At 69.7% G+C, this 15,621-nt stretch carries 17 protein-coding genes; 10 read left to right on the forward strand and 7 right to left on the reverse strand.

The genetic code is table 11. The features are described from left to right. Nucleotide 1: 1 nt before the first annotated feature. The 4 genes from CU254_RS10390 to CU254_RS10405 are packed head-to-tail and all read left to right on the forward strand — an operon-like array spanning nt 2 to nt 3,643. Nucleotides 2-1,174, forward strand: a complete 1,173-nt coding sequence (locus CU254_RS10390) for an acyl-CoA dehydrogenase family protein (RefSeq protein ID WP_037713213.1) — start codon at nt 2-4, stop codon at nt 1,172-1,174. Next, nucleotides 1,171-2,079 carry a bifunctional MaoC family dehydratase N-terminal/OB-fold nucleic acid binding domain-containing protein gene (locus CU254_RS10395; RefSeq protein WP_009075373.1) on the forward strand — a complete coding sequence of 303 codons (909 nt, stop codon included), beginning with the start codon at nt 1,171-1,173 and terminating at the stop codon, nt 2,077-2,079. Before CU254_RS10390 ends, CU254_RS10395 begins: the two co-directional genes overlap by 4 nt. Further along, nucleotides 2,076-2,474 (forward strand): MaoC family dehydratase, encoded by a 399-nt coding sequence (locus tag CU254_RS10400; protein ID WP_037713215.1) that lies wholly within the window; start codon nt 2,076-2,078, stop codon nt 2,472-2,474. Before CU254_RS10395 ends, CU254_RS10400 begins: the two co-directional genes overlap by 4 nt. After that, nucleotides 2,471-3,643, forward strand: coding sequence for a lipid-transfer protein (locus tag CU254_RS10405; RefSeq protein WP_009075377.1), 1,173 nt, complete (start codon nt 2,471-2,473; stop codon nt 3,641-3,643). The genes CU254_RS10400 and CU254_RS10405 overlap by 4 nt, the downstream gene beginning before the upstream one ends. Here CU254_RS10405 and CU254_RS10410 read toward each other — a convergent pair. Next, nucleotides 3,631-4,194, reverse strand: coding sequence for a dihydrofolate reductase family protein (locus tag CU254_RS10410; protein ID WP_037713217.1), 564 nt, complete (start codon nt 4,192-4,194; stop codon nt 3,631-3,633). The two genes, CU254_RS10405 and CU254_RS10410, sit on opposite strands and share 13 nt — an antisense overlap. 180 nt (nt 4,195-4,374) lie before the next feature. On the opposite strand from CU254_RS10410, the gene CU254_RS10415 reads away from it, so the two are divergent. Further along, nucleotides 4,375-4,911: a DUF5134 domain-containing protein gene (locus CU254_RS10415; RefSeq protein WP_050788418.1), complete on the forward strand. Its 537-nt coding sequence runs from the start codon at nt 4,375-4,377 to the stop codon at nt 4,909-4,911. A gap of 1 nt (nt 4,912) precedes the next feature. Here CU254_RS10415 and CU254_RS10420 read toward each other — a convergent pair whose 3' ends face one another. From CU254_RS10420 to kstD, 6 genes are read right to left on the reverse strand one after another with little or no spacing between them, the layout of a single operon-like run. Further along, nucleotides 4,913-5,380, reverse strand: a complete 468-nt coding sequence (locus CU254_RS10420) for a riboflavin kinase (RefSeq protein WP_009075384.1) — start codon at nt 5,378-5,380, stop codon at nt 4,913-4,915. 27 nt (nt 5,381-5,407) lie between these two features. Next, nucleotides 5,408-6,268 carry a MaoC/PaaZ C-terminal domain-containing protein gene (locus CU254_RS10425; protein ID WP_009075387.1) on the reverse strand — a complete coding sequence of 287 codons (861 nt, stop codon included), beginning with the start codon at nt 6,266-6,268 and terminating at the stop codon, nt 5,408-5,410. 11 nt (nt 6,269-6,279) lie between these two features. Next, the gene (locus tag CU254_RS10430) at nt 6,280-7,305 is read right to left on the reverse strand and encodes a ferredoxin--NADP reductase (RefSeq protein ID WP_009075389.1); all 1,026 of its coding nucleotides are present in this window, start codon (nt 7,303-7,305) and stop codon (nt 6,280-6,282) included. After that, the gene (locus tag CU254_RS10435) at nt 7,298-7,564 is read right to left on the reverse strand and encodes a hypothetical protein (protein ID WP_009075391.1); all 267 of its coding nucleotides are present in this window, start codon (nt 7,562-7,564) and stop codon (nt 7,298-7,300) included. The genes CU254_RS10430 and CU254_RS10435 overlap by 8 nt, the downstream gene beginning before the upstream one ends. Beyond that, nucleotides 7,561-8,736, reverse strand: coding sequence for a Rieske 2Fe-2S domain-containing protein (locus CU254_RS10440; RefSeq protein WP_009075393.1), 1,176 nt, complete (start codon nt 8,734-8,736; stop codon nt 7,561-7,563). The genes CU254_RS10435 and CU254_RS10440 overlap by 4 nt, the downstream gene beginning before the upstream one ends. Then, nucleotides 8,733-10,409 (reverse strand): 3-oxosteroid 1-dehydrogenase, encoded by a 1,677-nt coding sequence (gene kstD / locus CU254_RS10445; RefSeq protein ID WP_009075395.1) that lies wholly within the window; start codon nt 10,407-10,409, stop codon nt 8,733-8,735. Before kstD ends, CU254_RS10440 begins: the two co-directional genes overlap by 4 nt. 100 nt (nt 10,410-10,509) lie before the next feature. Between kstD and CU254_RS10450 the strand changes: the two genes are divergently transcribed. From CU254_RS10450 to hsaB, 5 genes are read left to right on the forward strand one after another with little or no spacing between them, the layout of a single operon-like run. Further along, nucleotides 10,510-12,096 (forward strand): FAD-binding protein, encoded by a 1,587-nt coding sequence (locus tag CU254_RS10450; protein ID WP_009075397.1) that lies wholly within the window; start codon nt 10,510-10,512, stop codon nt 12,094-12,096. Between the two features lie 32 nt (nt 12,097-12,128). After that, nucleotides 12,129-13,298 (forward strand): 3-hydroxy-9,10-secoandrosta-1,3,5(10)-triene-9,17-dione monooxygenase oxygenase subunit, encoded by a 1,170-nt coding sequence (gene hsaA, locus CU254_RS10455; protein ID WP_009075399.1) that lies wholly within the window; start codon nt 12,129-12,131, stop codon nt 13,296-13,298. After that, entirely contained in the window at nt 13,298-14,143 is an 846-nt protein-coding gene (gene hsaD, locus CU254_RS10460; RefSeq protein ID WP_009075401.1) for a 4,5:9,10-diseco-3-hydroxy-5,9,17-trioxoandrosta-1(10),2-diene-4-oate hydrolase, read from the forward strand. Before hsaA ends, hsaD begins: the two co-directional genes overlap by 1 nt. After that, complete coding sequence (gene hsaC / locus CU254_RS10465) at nt 14,143-15,042, forward strand: iron-dependent extradiol dioxygenase HsaC (RefSeq protein ID WP_009075403.1); 900 nt, start codon at nt 14,143-14,145, stop codon at nt 15,040-15,042. Before hsaD ends, hsaC begins: the two co-directional genes overlap by 1 nt. Then, nucleotides 15,039-15,605: a 3-hydroxy-9,10-secoandrosta-1,3,5(10)-triene-9,17-dione monooxygenase reductase subunit gene (gene hsaB / locus CU254_RS10470; protein ID WP_009075406.1), complete on the forward strand. Its 567-nt coding sequence runs from the start codon at nt 15,039-15,041 to the stop codon at nt 15,603-15,605. The genes hsaC and hsaB overlap by 4 nt, the downstream gene beginning before the upstream one ends. The last annotated feature ends 16 nt before the right edge of the window (nt 15,606-15,621 follow it).

Raw genomic sequence — 15,621 nt, forward strand, 5'->3', positions numbered from 1 at the left:
CATGCACATCGAACTGACAGCCGCGCAGCAAGAACTTCGGGCGCAGCTGCGCGAGTACTTCGCGGGCCTGCTGACTGCCGACGAGCGTCGGGCCTTGCTGCGCGAGCGGCACGGCCAGGTGTACCGCGACGTCGTGCGCCGGATGGGCCGCGACGGGAAGCTCGGCGTCGGCTGGCCCAAAGAGTACGGCGGCGGCGGTTTCGGCGAGATCGAGCAGCACATCTTCGTCGACGAAGCCGCTCGAGCGGACGTGCAGCTTCCGTCGGTCACGCTGCAGACGGTCGGGCCGACGTTGCAGGCCTTCGGCACCGAGGAACAGAAAGCGCTGTTCCTGCCGAAAATCCTGGCCGGGGAAGTGCATTTCGCCATCGGGTACACCGAACCGGAAGCCGGGACGGACCTCGCCGCGCTGCGCACGCGCGCGGTCCGCGACGGCGACGAGTACGTGATCAACGGCCAGAAAATCTTCACCACCGGCGGCCACGACGCGGACTACATCTGGCTCGCCGTGCGCACCGACCCGGACGCGCCGAAGCACAAGGGCATCTCGATCCTCATCGTGGACACCCGAGACCCCGGCTATTCGTGGACCCCGATCATCACCTGCGACGGTGCGCACCACGTCAACGCGACGTTCTACGAGGACGTCCGGGTGCCGGCGAACATGCTGGTGGGCGAGGAAAACCGCGGCTGGCGGCTGATCACCACCCAGCTCAACCACGAGCGCGTGATGCTCGGCCCGGCCGGGCGCATCGGCGGCCTGCACGACCGCGTGTGGGCGTGGGCGGCGGCGCGCCGGACCCCGGACGGCACGGCGCTGCTCGACCTTCCGGACGTCCGCGCGGTGCTCGCCGAAACGTTCGCGGTCGCGCGGGTCAACGAACTGCTGAACTGGCAGGTCGCGGCGGCCGCGGCGCACGGGTCGGTCGAGATCGCCGACGCCTCGGCGACGAAGGTGTTCGCCTCCGAGCGGATCCAGCGGATCGGGAGGCTGCTGGAGGAGCTGGTCGGGCGGCACGGCGACCTCGCCGACCCGGACACCGCGGACCTCGCCGAATGGCTCGACGTGCTGGCGAAACGGAACCTGGTGCTGACGTTCGGCGGGGGCGTCAGCGAGATCCAGCGCGAACTGATCGCCTCCGCCGGACTGAAACTGCCGAGGGTGCCGCGATGACGATCGAGGAAGCCGCCGCGAAAATCGCCGCACAGGGCGAAAGCGCGCCGAGGTACGCGCGCGATCCGGTGAATCAGGCGATGGTGAACAACTGGGTCGAGGCGATCGGCGACGCCAATCCGGTGTACACCGACGCGGAGTTCGCCGAGGCAAGTGTCCACAAGGGACTGGTCGCGCCGCCGGCGATGGCGCAGGTGTGGACGATGCCGGGGCTGCACGGCGTGCGCGGGGACGACGACCCGCTCGGCTTGATCTTGAAGGTGCTGGACGACGCCGGGTACACGTCCATTGTGGCCACCAACTCCGAGCAGACTTATCACCGCTACCTGCGGCCCGGAGAGCACGTTTCGACCACGAACGTGCTGGAGGACGTCACCGGCCCGAAGCGCACCGGGCTCGGCGAGGGCTGGTTCGTGACCACGCGGACGAACTGGTACGTCGACGGGGAACTAGTGGCGGACATGGTGTTCCGCGTGCTGAAGTTCCGCCCGCGCGAACCGGAACCGCCGCCGTCGCCGGTGCTGCGGCCGGTGATCAGCCACGACACCAAGTTCTTCTGGGACGGTCTGCGCGAGGGCGAGCTGCGCATCCAGCGCTGGGGTGACGTGCTGCGGCATCCGCCCGGTCCGATGCCGCCGGACGGCTCGCTCGACACGGTGCCGGACTACGTGGTCGCAAGTGGACGCGGAACCGTCTACAGCTTCGTCGTGCACCACCACCCCGCGGTGCCGGGCAAGCGGCTGCCGTTCGTGGTCGCGCTGGTGGAGCTGGAGGAAGGCGTGCGCTTGATGGCCGAGCTGCTGGACGCCGAGCCGGACGAGGTCCACATCGGACTCCCGGTGACCGCCGCGTTCGTGCGCGTCGACGACGAATTGACCCTGCCCGCGTGGAAGGTGGCGCGATGACTGCCGCAGTCGGGACCGAACTGCCGCCGATGGTGATAGAGGCGACGCCGACGTTCGTCATCAGCACCGCGCTGGCGACGCGGGATTTCCAGGACGTGCACCACGACCGGGACGCCGCGGTCGCGCGCGGATCGAAGGACATCTTCCTCAACATCCTCACCGACACCGGGCTCGTGCAGCGGTACGTGAGCGACTGGGCCGGTCCGCAGGCGCTCATCCGCTCGATCAAAATCCGGCTCGGCGTGCCGTGCTACGCCGGGGACACGCTCACCTTCACCGGCAAGGTCACCGCCCGCGACGGCAACGACCTCGAACTCGAAGTGTCCGCTATGGACAGTCTGGGCGCGCACGTGACCGGCACGGTTTCGCTGACGCTGCCGGAGGAGGACGCATGACGTTCACCGGGACCACCGCGATCGCCGGGATCGGCGCGACGGAGTTCTCCAAGGACTCCGGACGCAGCGAGCTGCGGCTGGCGGCCGAGTGCGTCAGCCACGCGCTGGCCGACGCCGGACTGAAACCGTCCGATGTGGACGGAATGGTGTCGTTCACCATGGACGGCAACGCGGAAATCGCGCTCGCCCGCGAACTGGGCATCCCGGAGCTGACGTTCTTCAGCCGCGTGCATTACGGCGGTGGCGCGGCCGCGGCGACCGTGCAGCAGGCGGCCATGGCGGTCGCCAGCGGGATCGCCGACGTCGTGGTGGCCTACCGCGCGTTCAACGAGCGCTCTGGAATGCGGTTTGGCCGCGTGTCGGTGGCCGCGGCCCAGCAGGTGAATACGTCCGGCGTGGACAACGCGTTCCACTACCCGATGGGCATCGCGACCCCGGCCGCGACGGTGGCCATGGTCGCGCAGCGATATCTGCACGAATACGGGGCCACCAGCGAGGATTTCGGCAAGATCGCGGTCGTCGACCGGGCGCACGCGGCGACGAACCCGAACGCCTGGTTCCACGGCCGGCCGATCACGCTGGAGGAACACCAGGCCTCGCGCTGGGTCGCGGAACCGTTGCACCTGCTGGACTGCTGCCAGGAAAGCGACGGCGGCGTCGCGCTCGTGATCACCAGCCTCGAACGCGCCCGCGACCTCCGGCAGGCCCCGGTGGTGGTCTCCGCGGCGGCGCAGGGGAGCGGACCGGACCAGTACGTGATGACCAGCTACTACCGAGACGATCTCGCCGCGTTGCCGGAAATGGGCGTGGTCGGACGGCAGTTGTGGGCGCAGTCCGGAATCGGACCGTCCGATGTGGACGTCGCGGTGCTGTACGACCACTTCACCCCGTACGTCCTGATGCAGCTGGAGGAATTGGGTTTCTGCGGTCGCGGCGAGGCGAAGGACTTCATCGCGGGCGACACGCTCACGCTCGACGGGAAGCTGCCGCTCAACCCGCACGGCGGCCAGCTCGGCGAGGCGTACATCCACGGCATGAACGGCATCGCGGAGGCGGTCCGGCAACTGCGCGGAACGGCGGCGAATCAGGTCTCGAACGCCGGGACCGCGGTGGTCACGGCGGGAACCGGCGTCCCGACGAGCGGGCTGGTGTTGACTCAGGCTCGCTGAGGATCCTTCGGCACATACCGCATCGCGACCGCTCCGGAGGAGAACTCGCGCCGGTCCACGAACTTCAGGTCGAGGTGCTGCGGCAGGCCGGCGAACAACGTCGGCCCGTGTCCCACGATCCGCGGGTGCACCACGAACTCGTACTCGTCGATCAGTCCCATCGACGCCAGCGCGAGCGGCAGCTGCACGCCGCCGGTGTACAGGCCCTTGCCGGGCTGCTCTTTGAGCCGCAGCACCGCTTCCCGCAGATCGCCGCGCACGAGTTCGGCGTTCCAGTCGACGCTCTCGAGCCGGCTGGACACGACGTACTTCTTCGCCGCGTCGATGGTCCGGCCGAACGACTCCATCCAGGCCGGCCGGTCGACGGGTTCCGCGGACGGCCGCCACGCCTCTTCCATCATCTGGTAGATCACCCGGCCGAAAAGAAGAGCGTCGGCGCGCGCGATGATCTCGGTCGAGTGCTGGTGCAGCTCCTCGTCCGGGGCGATGCCGGCGAGGTGGTCGACGCAGCCGTCCAGCGTCACGTTGATGGAGTACCGAAGCGGGCGCATCGGCCGAGGATAGCGGGTTGACCTGCGCTTGTCGGCGCGCGCATAGCCCTTGTGGGTCAACGCGGATCACCTCATTGCTGGCTGGTGCCCGCGACCTGGGGCGTGTCACGGTGGTAAGGCCCGTGTGACGCAGCGTGTCCGGAGGAGTGAGGTGCCGAGGTGACTGTCCCGCTGGCCTGGATGTTCACCGCGCTGTTCGCGTTGCTGGCGCTGCCGTGCGTGCTGCGGCTGGTGCGGCTCGACTACGTCCGCCTCGGCCACCGGGTGCGCAACGGCGACCTCGCCGAGCTCCTGCTGGTCGTGGCGATGGTCGCGATGCTGTCCCCGGTCGGCGGCCCGATCCCGGCCGCGGGCTGGCAGGCGGTGCTGGTGCTGACCGCGGGCTGGTTCGCCTGGTCCGCGTGGCGAGGCCGGGCCGAGGGACACGGCTGCGCGCACCACGCGCTGTCGGCCGCGGCGATGCTGTACATGGTCACCGCGATGCCGCACGACGGCATGGGGCACGGTCCGTGGCTCACCATGTCCACAATGGACACCCGGCTGGCGTGGCCGGTGGTCGCGATAGCCGCGGCGGCCTACTTCGCGGCGGACGCGGTCCGCTCGGGCGTGGTGGCGATGCGGTCGCGCGGCACGACGGTGCCGGGACACGCGTCGCGCACGCTGTGCCGCGCGGTGATGGGCGCGGGCATGGGAGTCATGCTGCTCGCGGGGATCTGACTCAGCCGATCCGGTGGACTTCGCCGTCCGGCGGGAGTTCGTCCAGCTTCGGCAGCGTGTCCGCCGGATGCGCGGCCACCCACTCGCGAGCCGCGGCGACGTCGTGGCCCAGCGCGTCGATCAGGTCCTGCGAGGAATCGAAACCCCGCTGGTTCCGCAGGTGCTTGCCGAGCCAGACGGTGAGGCGCTCGCCGTACAGGTCGCCCTCGAAGTCGAGCAGGAAGGCCTCGACCAGCCGGTAGCCGTCGGCGCCGTAGTAGGTCGGGCGGCGGCCCACGGACACCGCGGCGGCCACGCGCGTGCCGTCCGCGCGCTCCGCCCAGCCGGCCCACACCCCGTCCCCGAGTTCGCCGCGCTGGTCGCGCAGCGCGATGTTCGCGGTGGGGAAGCCCAGCTCGCGGCCGCGCTTGTCGCCCGGCTCGACTGGCCCGCGCACCACGAAGAAGGTGCCGTCTCGCTCGTCCGCCATGGGACAACGGTATAACGGTCCCGAGGCTCAGCGGGGCGTCAGCACTGTGTCGGCCAGCACAGGCGCGTCGCCGCGTTCCGACGCGGTGGTCGTGACCAGCAGACGTCCGTTTTCGCGCCACACGCGCACGCGCAGGTTTTCGCCGGGGAACACGACGCCGGCGAACTTCGTCCCGAATGCCGAGACGCGCTCGGGATCGCCGTCGAGGAACGCGTCGACCACGGCCTTCGCGACGACGCCGTACGTGCACAGCCCGTGCAGGATCGGCCGGTCGAACCCGGCGGCCTTGGCGAACGCCGGGTCGGCGTGCAACGGGTTGCGGTCGCCGCACAGCCGGTACAGAAGCGCCTGCTGGGGCAGCGTCGGCACGTCGAGCACCGCGTCCGGTTCGCGGTCCGGCCATTCGATCTTGTCCGACGGCCCGCGTTCGCCGCCGAAGCCGCCCTCGCCGCGGGCGAAGATGCTGGACCGGGCTGTCCACAGTGGAGCGCCGGACTCGTCGGCGACCTCGGTCTCCTGCACCAGCACCGCGGCCTTGCCCTTGTCGAAGACGTCGGCGATCCGGGTGCGCGCGACCGCCTTGCCCTCGGCCGGGATCGGCCGGTGCAGGGCGATCTCCTGCTTGCCGTGCAGCACTTTCGCCAGGTCGATGTCGACGCCGGGAAAGTTCAGCGCGGGCGGCTCGAACGTGCGGAGGTTCGCCGCGACGGTGGCGAAGGTCGGCAGCACGCGCAGGTCGCGTTCGTAGGTGTAGCGCAGTTCGCGCTCGGCCACCGGATCCGCGCCCGCGCCGACCGCCAGGTGGTACAGCAGCACGTCGGACGGCGTCCAGGCGAAACGGACCTCGCCGAGATCGGCTCCGATCGCGACCGCGGGGTCGATGGGCACGGGCTCTCCACTCACTCGTAACTGACGGACACCTCGTCGGTCAACGGTACCGACTGGCAGGCCAGCACGATCCCGTCGGCGATGTCCTCGGCGTCCAGCACCTCGTTGTTCAGCATTTTCACCTCGCCGGAGACGATCCGGCACGCGCACGCGCTGCACTGGCCCTCGCGGCAGGAATACGGCGCGTCGAGACCCTCGGCGAGCAGGTGGTCGAGCAGCTTGCGCTGCCGCGGCCAGGTGAGCTGCCGGGTCTCGCCGTCGAGGTCGACGGTGAGCGCGGTGGTCTCGCCGCCGGTCTCGTCCTCCGGTTCCGGCTCGTCCGCGAACGGATTTCCGGTGAGCGAGTGGAACTTCTCCACGTGCACGCGTTCCCGCGGCGCGCCGAGTTCGCGCAACGCGTCCTGCGCGGCGGCCATGAACGGCGCTGGGCCGCAGAGGAACGCCTCGTGCCCCACGTACGGCTTGGCGAGCGCCCGCAGCGCGGCGACGGTCGGCAAGCCCTGCAAGGTTTCCAGCCAGTGCACCACGGTGAGCCGGTCGCCGAACCGCTCGGCCAGTTCGCGCAGTTCGGCGGCGAAAATGACGGACTGCTCGTCGCGGTTCGCGTAGACGAGCACCACTTGGCCGTCGCCCTTTTCCAGTGCGGACTTGAGAATCGACATCACCGGCGTGATCCCGCTGCCCGCGGCGAAAAGGAGGAAATCCGCGTCCAAAGAGGACGGACAGAACACGCCGGAGGGCCGCAGCACGTCGATCGTCGTGCCCGCCTTCAGTTCGTCGCAGACCCAGTTCGAGCCGTACCCGTCGGTAGTCCGCTTGACCGTGACCTGCACCCGCCCCTCGTGCGGCGCGCTCGAAAGCGAATAGCACCGCGCGACGGAACCCGTTTGGTCGCTGGGAATCCGCAGCGTGAGGAATTGCCCGGGGGAGTAGGCGAACCGTTCCCGATGCTCGTCCGGGACGGTGAACACGATGGACCGGGCGTCCGCGGTTTCCTCGATCACCTCGGCGACGGTGAGCGTGACGATTTCAGTCATTGCGCACCTGCCCGAAATCGCCGTCGCGCACCGCGCTGTCGATGCTGTCCGCCAGCTTCTCGCAGGTGTCCAGCAACGCGGTGGTGCCGCCGGAAGCGGCGTGCGCGGCGAACACCGGACAGCTGGTCGCCGCGTCGGTGGTCCACTGGATGCTGGTGTGCTTGAGGCTGTTTTTCTTGACCAGCACACAGGTTCCGCAGCTGCGGCATTCGTGCGGCCGCAGCCCGGACGTGAGGAATTCGGTGGCTTCGGCCGTCACACTCCAGCCTCCTCCGACTGAGCCGCCGCCTCGGCCTCCGCCCGCTGGCGCGCCAGGTTCTCCTGCACCTCGGCCGCCCACACCTCGTTGGCCTTCGTGGTGTCCACTTCGAACTCGAACCGGCGCGTCATGTCCTCGGTGACGTCCGCGGCGTCCACGTAGAACTGGTCGTACCAGCGGCGCAGCTGGTAGACCGGGCCGTCCTCCTCGCACAGCAGCGGATTGTCGATCTTGGTCTTGTTCTTCCAGATCTCCACGTCCTGCAGGAAGCCGACGCCGATGCCCTTCGCGAGCTTCTTCGCGATCTTGTCCGCGTGCTCGTCGGAAACGCCGGGCATCTTCTTGACCATGATGCCCCACTGCAGCACGAACGACGTCGGCGAAACCGGATAGTGGCAGTTGATCAGCACGTTCTCGATTTCGAAGCCCTGGAAGGAGTTCACCAGCCAGTTGATCATGTAGGAGGGGCCGAAATACGACGCCTCCGAGCGCAGCAGGTTTTCCTCGCCGCCGTAATTGGACGCCATGCCCATGTCCGGGCGGCCCTTGGTGTTGAGGTACTGGGTGGCGATGTGGCCCTCGAACACGTTCTTGAAATACGTGGGGAAGGCGTAGTGGATGTAGAAGAAGTGCGCCATGTCCACCACGTTGTCGATGATCTCGCGGCAGTTGGCGTTCTCGATCAGGATCGAGTCCCAGGTCCAGTTGCTCCACTCGTCGCTGAACGCGCCCTCGACGCGCGGGATCACGACGTTCTCCGGCGGCGGGTTGCCCTCCGGGTCGTGCCAGACGAACAGCTGCTTGTTCTCCTCCAGCACCTGCCACGCCCGGGTGCGCGCCCGCAGCGGGACCCGCTTGGCGTACGGGATCGACTTGCACTTGCCGTTGCCGCCCCACCGCCAGTCGTGGAACGGGCACGCGATCTCGTCGCCCTTCACCGAACCCTGCGTCAGGTCGCCGCCCATGTGCCGGCAGTACCCGTCGAGCACGTTCAGCTTGCCCGCGGTGTCCGCGAACACGACGAGCTTCGTGCCGAACGCCTGCACGGCGTGCGGTTTGCCGTCGCGGAAGCTCTCGGCGAGCCCGAGGCAGTGCCAGCCGCGGGCGTACCGCGCCGGGGGCGCCCCCGCGTCGATCGTGCGGATCTCGGATCCCTCGCTCTTCGGCGTCACTGCCTGCCTCCCGTGCCGGTCTGATCTTCGTTCGCCAGCGCCTGTGCCGCAAGGTAGCCGAACACCATCGCCGGGCCGATGGTCGCGCCCGGTCCGGCGTAGGTCCGGCCCATCACCGGCGCGCTGGTGTTGCCCGCCGCGTAGAGGCCGGGCACGACCGTGCCGTCCTCGCGCAGGACGCGGGCCTTCTCGTCAATCCGCAGCCCGCCCTTGGTGCCCAGGTCGCCGGGCACGACGCGGACCGCGTAGTACGGGGCCTTGGCCAGTTCGCCGAGGCTCGGGTTGGGGCGGTTGCGCGGGTCGCCGTAGTAGTGGTCGTAGGCGCTGAGCCCGCGCTGGAAGTCCTCGTCGACGCCCTTGCGCGCGAAGCCGTTGAACCGCGTGACGGTCTGCTCCAGCGCGTCGGCGGGCACGTCGATCTTCTCGGCGAGCCCGGCCAGCGTCGCGGACTTCGCCACGATCCCGGCCTTGTACCAACGCCCGGGCAGCGGCTGCCGCGGGCCGAGACCGGTGAACAGGTAGCGGTCGCGGTAGCGCTGGTCGAACACCAGCCACGCGGGGACGTGCTTGCCGGGTCCGTCGCCGTCGCCGTACATCGCGTGCACGGCCTCGACATACGGGGCGGATTCGTTCACGAACCGCGTGCCCCGCGAGTCGACCATCAGGCAGCCGGGCCGCGAGCGCTCGGCGAGCGCGAACCACGGACCGCCGGTGAGCGGGAACGACGGGCCCCACCACGCGTCGTCCATCAGGTCGGTCGCCGCGCCGAGCTTGAGCCCGGCGTTGATCCCGTCGCCGGTGTTCGCCGCCGCGCCGACGGTCCATTCGGTGCCGATAGGCGCGCGCTGGTACTTGGTGCGCATCTCTTCGTTGTGCTCGAAGCCGCCGCAGGCCAGCACCACCCCGCGCCGCGCGCGGAACAGCGTCTCCTCGCCGTCGCGCCGGGCTACGATGCCGGTCACGACGTCGTTTTCCACCCGCAGATCGACCAACGGCGTGTCGAGCAGAACCTCGACGCCGGCGTCCCGCAGGCCCTTCCGCAACCCGGCCGCAAGCGCTTGCCCCATGGACAGCGGCTGCTGGCCGCGGACGCGTCCGGCCAGCCATTTCATCCCGAGCGACAGCATCCGGGCGAATCCGCGCGGATGCCGGGCGATCAGGCTCAGCCAGCGATAGTCCGACTGGGTGATCGGCACGCCGAGCGGCGGCGCGCTGTACGGCGGTTCGAGCTTCGCCAGGTCGGCGCCGAGCAGTTTGCCGTCGAGCGGCTTGGGCTCCACCGACCGGCCGCCGGGACGTCCGCCGGGCGCCTCCGGGTGGTAGTCGCTGTACCCGGGCACCCACTTGAACTCCAGCGGCGTGTTCCGGGTGACGAACTCGAGCACCTCGGGACCGTGGTCGAGGAAGGTCGTGCGCAGCTGCTCCGGCACCACGTCGCCGACGATCGACTCCAGGTACTGCCTCGCGCGTTCGGGTGGTTCTTCGATGCCCGCGGCCCGCAGCGCGTGGTTGCCGGGCAGCCAGACGCCCCCGCCGGAGCGGGCGGTCGAACCGCCGAAGCAGGCTGCCTTTTCCAGCACCACCACGGAAAGCCCGCGATGGGCGGCGGCGAGCGCGGCGGTCATCCCGGCGGCGCCGCTGCCGGCCACCACCACGTCGTACTCGTCCGACATGCCACCTCACATGCAACGTGTTATCGGCTAAAGCTGGCCTGCTCGGGGCCACTTCCGTCACCATAGACGAGAACGTGTTCCAGTTCTAGGGTGGCGGACTATGGACGAGCTCGGGGCGGACGTCGTGATCATCGGAGCCGGCGCGGCCGGCGTGTGCGCGGCCATCGAAGCGGCCGACGCGGGCGCCAGCGTGCTCCTAGTGGACCGGTTTTCCGGCGGCGGGGCCAGTCGCGTGAGCGGCGGCGTGGTCTACGCCGGGGGAGGGACGCCGCAGCAGCGCGCCGCGGGTGTCGAAGACAGCGTCGACGCGATGTACGCGTACCTGCGGATGGAAACCGGCGACGTCGTGTCGGAACGGACGCTGCGGCGGTTCTGCGAGGAAAGCGTCGACCTGGTGGCGTGGCTGGAGCGCCAAGGCGTGCCGTTCGAGGGCAGCATGTGCGACTACAAGACGTCGTATCCCAGCAACAAGCATTACCTGTACTACTCCGGCAGCGAACTGTCCGGCGGCTTCCGCGACGTGGCGAAACCCGCGCCGCGCGGACACCGGGTCAAGGGGCCGGGTACATCCGGGAAGCTGCTGATGAAGCAGTTGCTGGCGGCGGCTCGCGAACGCGGGGTGCAGGTGCTGCCGCAGACGCAGGCGATGAACCTGATCACCGACGACTCCGGCACGGTCACCGGGGTGCTCACGCACACTTTGCGAGACGCGCCGTCGTGGGTGCGGGCGCGGCACGCGCGGCTCGCGGATTGGGCGGCGAAGCCGGGCATCTACGTGCCCGCGATGCGTCGGTCGCTGCACCAGCGGGTCGAGCGGATCGAGCGCAAGCACGCGCGTGAGCTGCGGATCAGCGCGCGCCGGGGCGTCGTGCTGGCGGCGGGCGGGTTCATCGTGAACCGGGCGATGGTGCGCGAGCACGCGCCCGCGTATCGCGGCGGGCTGGATCTCGGGACGTCGGCGGACGACGGTTCCGGCATCCGGATGGGTGTCGAGGTCGGCGGGCGCACGGCGGAACTGGACCGGGTGTCGGCGTGGCGTTTTCTCACGCCGCCGACGGCGTTCCTCGGCGGGCTGCTGGTGGACGCGGACGGCCGCCGGATCATCGACGAATCCCGGTACGGCGCGGCGATCGGCGAACGCATGATCGCCGAACACGGCGGACGCGGCTGGCTGCTGGTCGACGAGCCGATCGTCGCCGAAGCCCGCCGGGACGGGCGCAAGCAGGGCCAATGGTTCGCGACGCTGCAGCTGCGGTACCTGCTGGGCAAGGGCCGGGTGACCGGCGGGACGCTCGAAGAAGTGGCCAAGCGGGCCGGGATCGACCCGGCCGGGCTGGCGGCGACGTACGCCGAATACCAGCGCGGTCCCGATCCGGCGGGCAAGCCCGCGGACTTCGCGCGGCCGCTGGACACGCCGCCGTACTCGCTGATCGACGTGTCGGTGAAACCCAACCTCGGCTACCCGTGCCCGATGCTGACGCTTGGCGGCCTGGTGGTCGACGAGGACACCGGCGCGGTGGCCGGCGTACGCGGGCTTTACGCTGCCGGGCGCACCGCGGTGGGAATCTGTTCCAGGTCGTATGTGAGCGGACTTTCGCTGGCCGACTGCGTGTTTTCCGGTCGCCGGGCTGGGTTGCACGGCGCGCGCGGGGCGGACCGCGTCGACAAAAACGAGAACGTGTTCTAGTCTTGAGCGTGTCGAGCGAGAGAGGACGGCCGATGAGCGAGCTGGCTGCCGTGATCGCGGGGGTGCGCGACCTGCTTCCCGTGCTGCGGGAACGCGCACAGGAGACCGAGGACGCCCGTCGGATCCCCGCCGAATCAGTGAAAGCGCTGCAGGAGACCGGATTTTTCCGCCTGCTGCAACCGAAACCGTACGGCGGCTACGAAGCCGACCCGGTCACCTTCTACACCGCGGTCAAGCTCATCGCGAGCGCCTGCGGGTCCACCGGCTGGGTCGCGTCGATTCTCGGCGTGCACCCGTGGCACGTCGCGTTGTTCGACGCGAAGGCCCAGGAGGACGTGTGGGGCGAGGACCACGACGTGCGGATTTCTTCTTCGTACGCGCCGATGGGCAAGGCGACCGTCGTCGAGGGCGGCTACCGGCTGTCCGGGCGATGGAGCTTCTCGTCCGGAAGCGACCACTGCACGTGGGTGCTGCTGGGCGGGCCGGCGTTCGCCGACGGCAAGCCGGTGGACTTCTGCACGTATCTCGTGCCGATCTCGGATTACTCCATTGTGGACGTCTGGGACACGGTCGGGCTGCGCGGCACCGGGTCCAACGACATCGTCGTCGACGACGTGTTCGTGCCGAAGCACCGCGCGCTGAGCTTCATGGCGACGTCGAAGTGCAAGACGCCGGGGCAGGAAGTCAATCCGGGGCCGCTGTACCGGCTGCCGTACGGTTCCGTGCACCCGAGCACCATCACCGCGCCGATCATCGGGATGGCGCAGGGCGCGTACGACGCGCACGTGGAGCACCAGGGCAAGCGGGTGCGGGCGGCCTACGCGGGCGAACAGTCCAAAGAGGACCCGTTCTCGAAGGTGCGGATCGCCGAGGCGGGCAGCGAGATCGACGCGGCCTGGCTGCAGCTGACGCACAATATCGACGAGCTGTACCAGCTGGCCTGCAAGGGCGAGAAGCTGCCGTTCAGCACGCGGTTGCGGGTGCGCCGGGACCAGGTGCGCGGCACCGAGCGGGCGATCTCCGCGATCGACCGGCTTTTCGAGAACTCCGGCGGCCGCGCGCTGCAGCGGGGCACGCCGATCCAGCGGTTCTGGCGCGACGCGCACGCGGGCCGGGTGCACGCGGCGAACGACGCGGAACGCGCGTACGTCATGTTCGGCACCGGCGAGTTCGGCTTGCCCGTCGAGAATGCGATGGTCTGATGACGCCCGAAGGTTCCTATGCAGACACCGCGGGCGGGCTTCGCCTGCACTACCACGAATCCGGCGCCGAAAACGTCGAGACGGTGCTGTTGCTGCACGGCGGCGGTCCCGGTGCCTCGGCGTGGAGCAACTTCGGCCGGAACCTGCCGGTGTTCGGCAAGTCCTACCGCACGCTGGCGATCGACCAGCCCGGGTTCGGCCGGTCCGACAAGCCGACCGACCACCCGCAGTACTTCCGGCACAGTTCGGACGCGATCGTCGGCCTGATGGACCGGCTCGGCATCGAAAAGGCGCACCTCGTCGGCAACTCGCTCGGCGCGGGCGCGGCGGTCCGGCTGGCGCTGAACCATCCCGGTCGTGCCGGACGGCTGGTGCTGATGGGCGCGGGCGGGTTGAGCGTCAACCTGTTCGCGCCGGACCCGACCGAAGGCGTGCGGCTGCTGTCGAAGTTCGCCGGGGACCCGACGCGGGAGCGGATGGAAGCGTTCCTCCGGATCATGGTGCACGACCAGGCTTTGGTCACCGACGAGCTGATCGACGAACGCTTCGAGATCGCGCGTTCGCCGGAGTCGCTCGCGGCGATGCGGGCGATGGGCAAGTCCTTCAGCCTGCCGGACTCCTTCGAGGAAGGCATGTTGTGGCGCGAGGCGTACCGCCTGCGCCAACGGGTCTTGCTCGTCTGGGGCCGGGAGGACCGGGTCAACCCGCTCGACGGCGCAATGCTGGCCTTGAAGACGATTCCGCGTGCGCAACTGCACGTGTTCGGCGGCTGCGGGCACTGGGCGCAGCTGGAGAAGTTCGACGAGTTCAACCGACTCGCCCTCGACTTCCTCGGGAGTTCGTGATGGCTATCCGTTCGCTGGGATATCTGCGCATCGAAGCCACCGACATGGACGCCTGGCGCGTCTACGGGCTGAAGGTGCTCGGCATGGTGGAGGGTTCGGGCACCGACCCGAACGCGCTCTACCTGCGCATGGACGATTTCCCGGCGCGATTGGTGATCGTGCCGGGGGAGAAGGACCGCCTGGCGCAGGCGGGCTGGGAAGCGGCCAACGCCGCGGAACTGGACGACGTCCGCGCCCGGCTCGACGCGGCTTCGGTGCCGTACAAGGAAGGCACGCCTGAGGAGCTGGCCGACCGCCGCGTCGCGGAGATGATCAGCTTCACCGATCCGTCCGGCAACACGCTGGAGGTGTTCCACGGGGTCGCGCTGCAGCACCGGCGCGTGGTGAGCCCGTACGGCCACCGGTTCGTCACCGGCGAGCAGGGCCTCGGGCACGTGGTTTTGTCGACCCACGACAACGAGGCCGCACTGAGGTTCTACCGGGACGTGCTCGGCTTCCGGCTCCGCGATTCGATGCGCCTGCCGCCGCAGATGGTGGGCCGCCCGGCCGACGGCGACCCGGCGTGGCTGCGGTTCTTCGGCTGCAATCCGCGGCACCACAGCCTGGCGTTCCTGCCGATGCCGACGCCGAGCGGGATCGTGCACCTGATGGTGGAGGTCGAGGAGACCGACGACGTCGGGTTGTGCCTGGACCGCGCGAAACGCAAGAACGTCCCGATGTCGGCGACGCTCGGCCGGCACGTGAACGACCTGATGCTGTCGTTCTACATGAAGACCCCGGGCGGCTTCGACGTCGAGTTCGGCTGCGAGGGCCGGCAGGTCGAGGACGAGGCGTGGATCGCTCGCGAGAGCACCGCGGTTTCGTTGTGGGGCCACGATTTCTCGGTAGGCGCGCAATGACAGCCGCCGTCCCCGAGGCTGTGTCGGACCGGTTTCGCGAGGTGCTGGGCCACTTCTGCACCGGGGTGACCGTGGTGACCGGGTACGTCGAGGATTCCTCGGCCGTCGCGCCGACCGGACCGGTGGGTTTCGCCTGCCAGTCCTTCGCGGCGCTGTCGCTGGACCCGCCGCTGGTGCTGTTCTGCGTTGCCCGGACGTCGCGCACCTGGCCCGCGCTGGCCGCGGCGGGCACGTTCGCGGTGAACGTGCTCGCCGAAGACCAGCAGGCGGTCTGTGCCGAATTCGGCCGCCGCGGCGGCGACAAGTTTTCCGGAGTCTCCTGGCGGCCCGCGCCGTCCGGCGCGCCGCTGCTGGACGGGGCCCTGACCTGGGTGGACTGCGAGGTGCAGGCGGTCCACCCGGCCGGGGACCACTACGTGGTGGTCGGTCGCGTGACCGCACTGGGCGAGACGTCCGACGCCCGCCCGCTGCTGTTCCACCGCGGCCGCTACACGGTCACCGAACCGGTGCCGGACGCGCTCACCGCGCTGATGCCCTGGCCCCGCCCGGACGACTGGCTCTGACCTCTGCCGCTTCGGG

This window comes from Amycolatopsis sp. AA4, assembly GCF_002796545.1.
Lineage (GTDB): Bacteria > Actinomycetota > Actinomycetes > Mycobacteriales > Pseudonocardiaceae > Amycolatopsis.

Coding starts and splice junctions, on each gene's coding strand:
- CU254_RS10390 (WP_037713213.1), top strand. CDS start 2: ATGCACATCGAACTGACAGCCGCGCAGCAAGAACTTCGGGCGCAGCTG.
- CU254_RS10395 (WP_009075373.1), top strand. CDS start 1,171: ATGACGATCGAGGAAGCCGCCGCGAAAATCGCCGCACAGGGCGAAAGC.
- CU254_RS10400 (WP_037713215.1), top strand. CDS start 2,076: ATGACTGCCGCAGTCGGGACCGAACTGCCGCCGATGGTGATAGAGGCG.
- CU254_RS10405 (WP_009075377.1), top strand. CDS start 2,471: ATGACGTTCACCGGGACCACCGCGATCGCCGGGATCGGCGCGACGGAG.
- CU254_RS10410 (WP_037713217.1), bottom strand. CDS start 4,194: ATGCGCCCGCTTCGGTACTCCATCAACGTGACGCTGGACGGCTGCGTC.
- CU254_RS10415 (WP_050788418.1), top strand. CDS start 4,375: ATGTTCACCGCGCTGTTCGCGTTGCTGGCGCTGCCGTGCGTGCTGCGG.
- CU254_RS10420 (WP_009075384.1), bottom strand. CDS start 5,380: ATGGCGGACGAGCGAGACGGCACCTTCTTCGTGGTGCGCGGGCCAGTC.
- CU254_RS10430 (WP_009075389.1), bottom strand. CDS start 7,305: ATGACTGAAATCGTCACGCTCACCGTCGCCGAGGTGATCGAGGAAACC.
- kstD (WP_009075395.1), bottom strand. CDS start 10,409: ATGTCGGACGAGTACGACGTGGTGGTGGCCGGCAGCGGCGCCGCCGGG.
- CU254_RS10450 (WP_009075397.1), top strand. CDS start 10,510: ATGGACGAGCTCGGGGCGGACGTCGTGATCATCGGAGCCGGCGCGGCC.
- hsaA (WP_009075399.1), top strand. CDS start 12,129: ATGAGCGAGCTGGCTGCCGTGATCGCGGGGGTGCGCGACCTGCTTCCC.
- hsaD (WP_009075401.1), top strand. CDS start 13,298: ATGACGCCCGAAGGTTCCTATGCAGACACCGCGGGCGGGCTTCGCCTG.
- hsaC (WP_009075403.1), top strand. CDS start 14,143: ATGGCTATCCGTTCGCTGGGATATCTGCGCATCGAAGCCACCGACATG.
- hsaB (WP_009075406.1), top strand. CDS start 15,039: ATGACAGCCGCCGTCCCCGAGGCTGTGTCGGACCGGTTTCGCGAGGTG.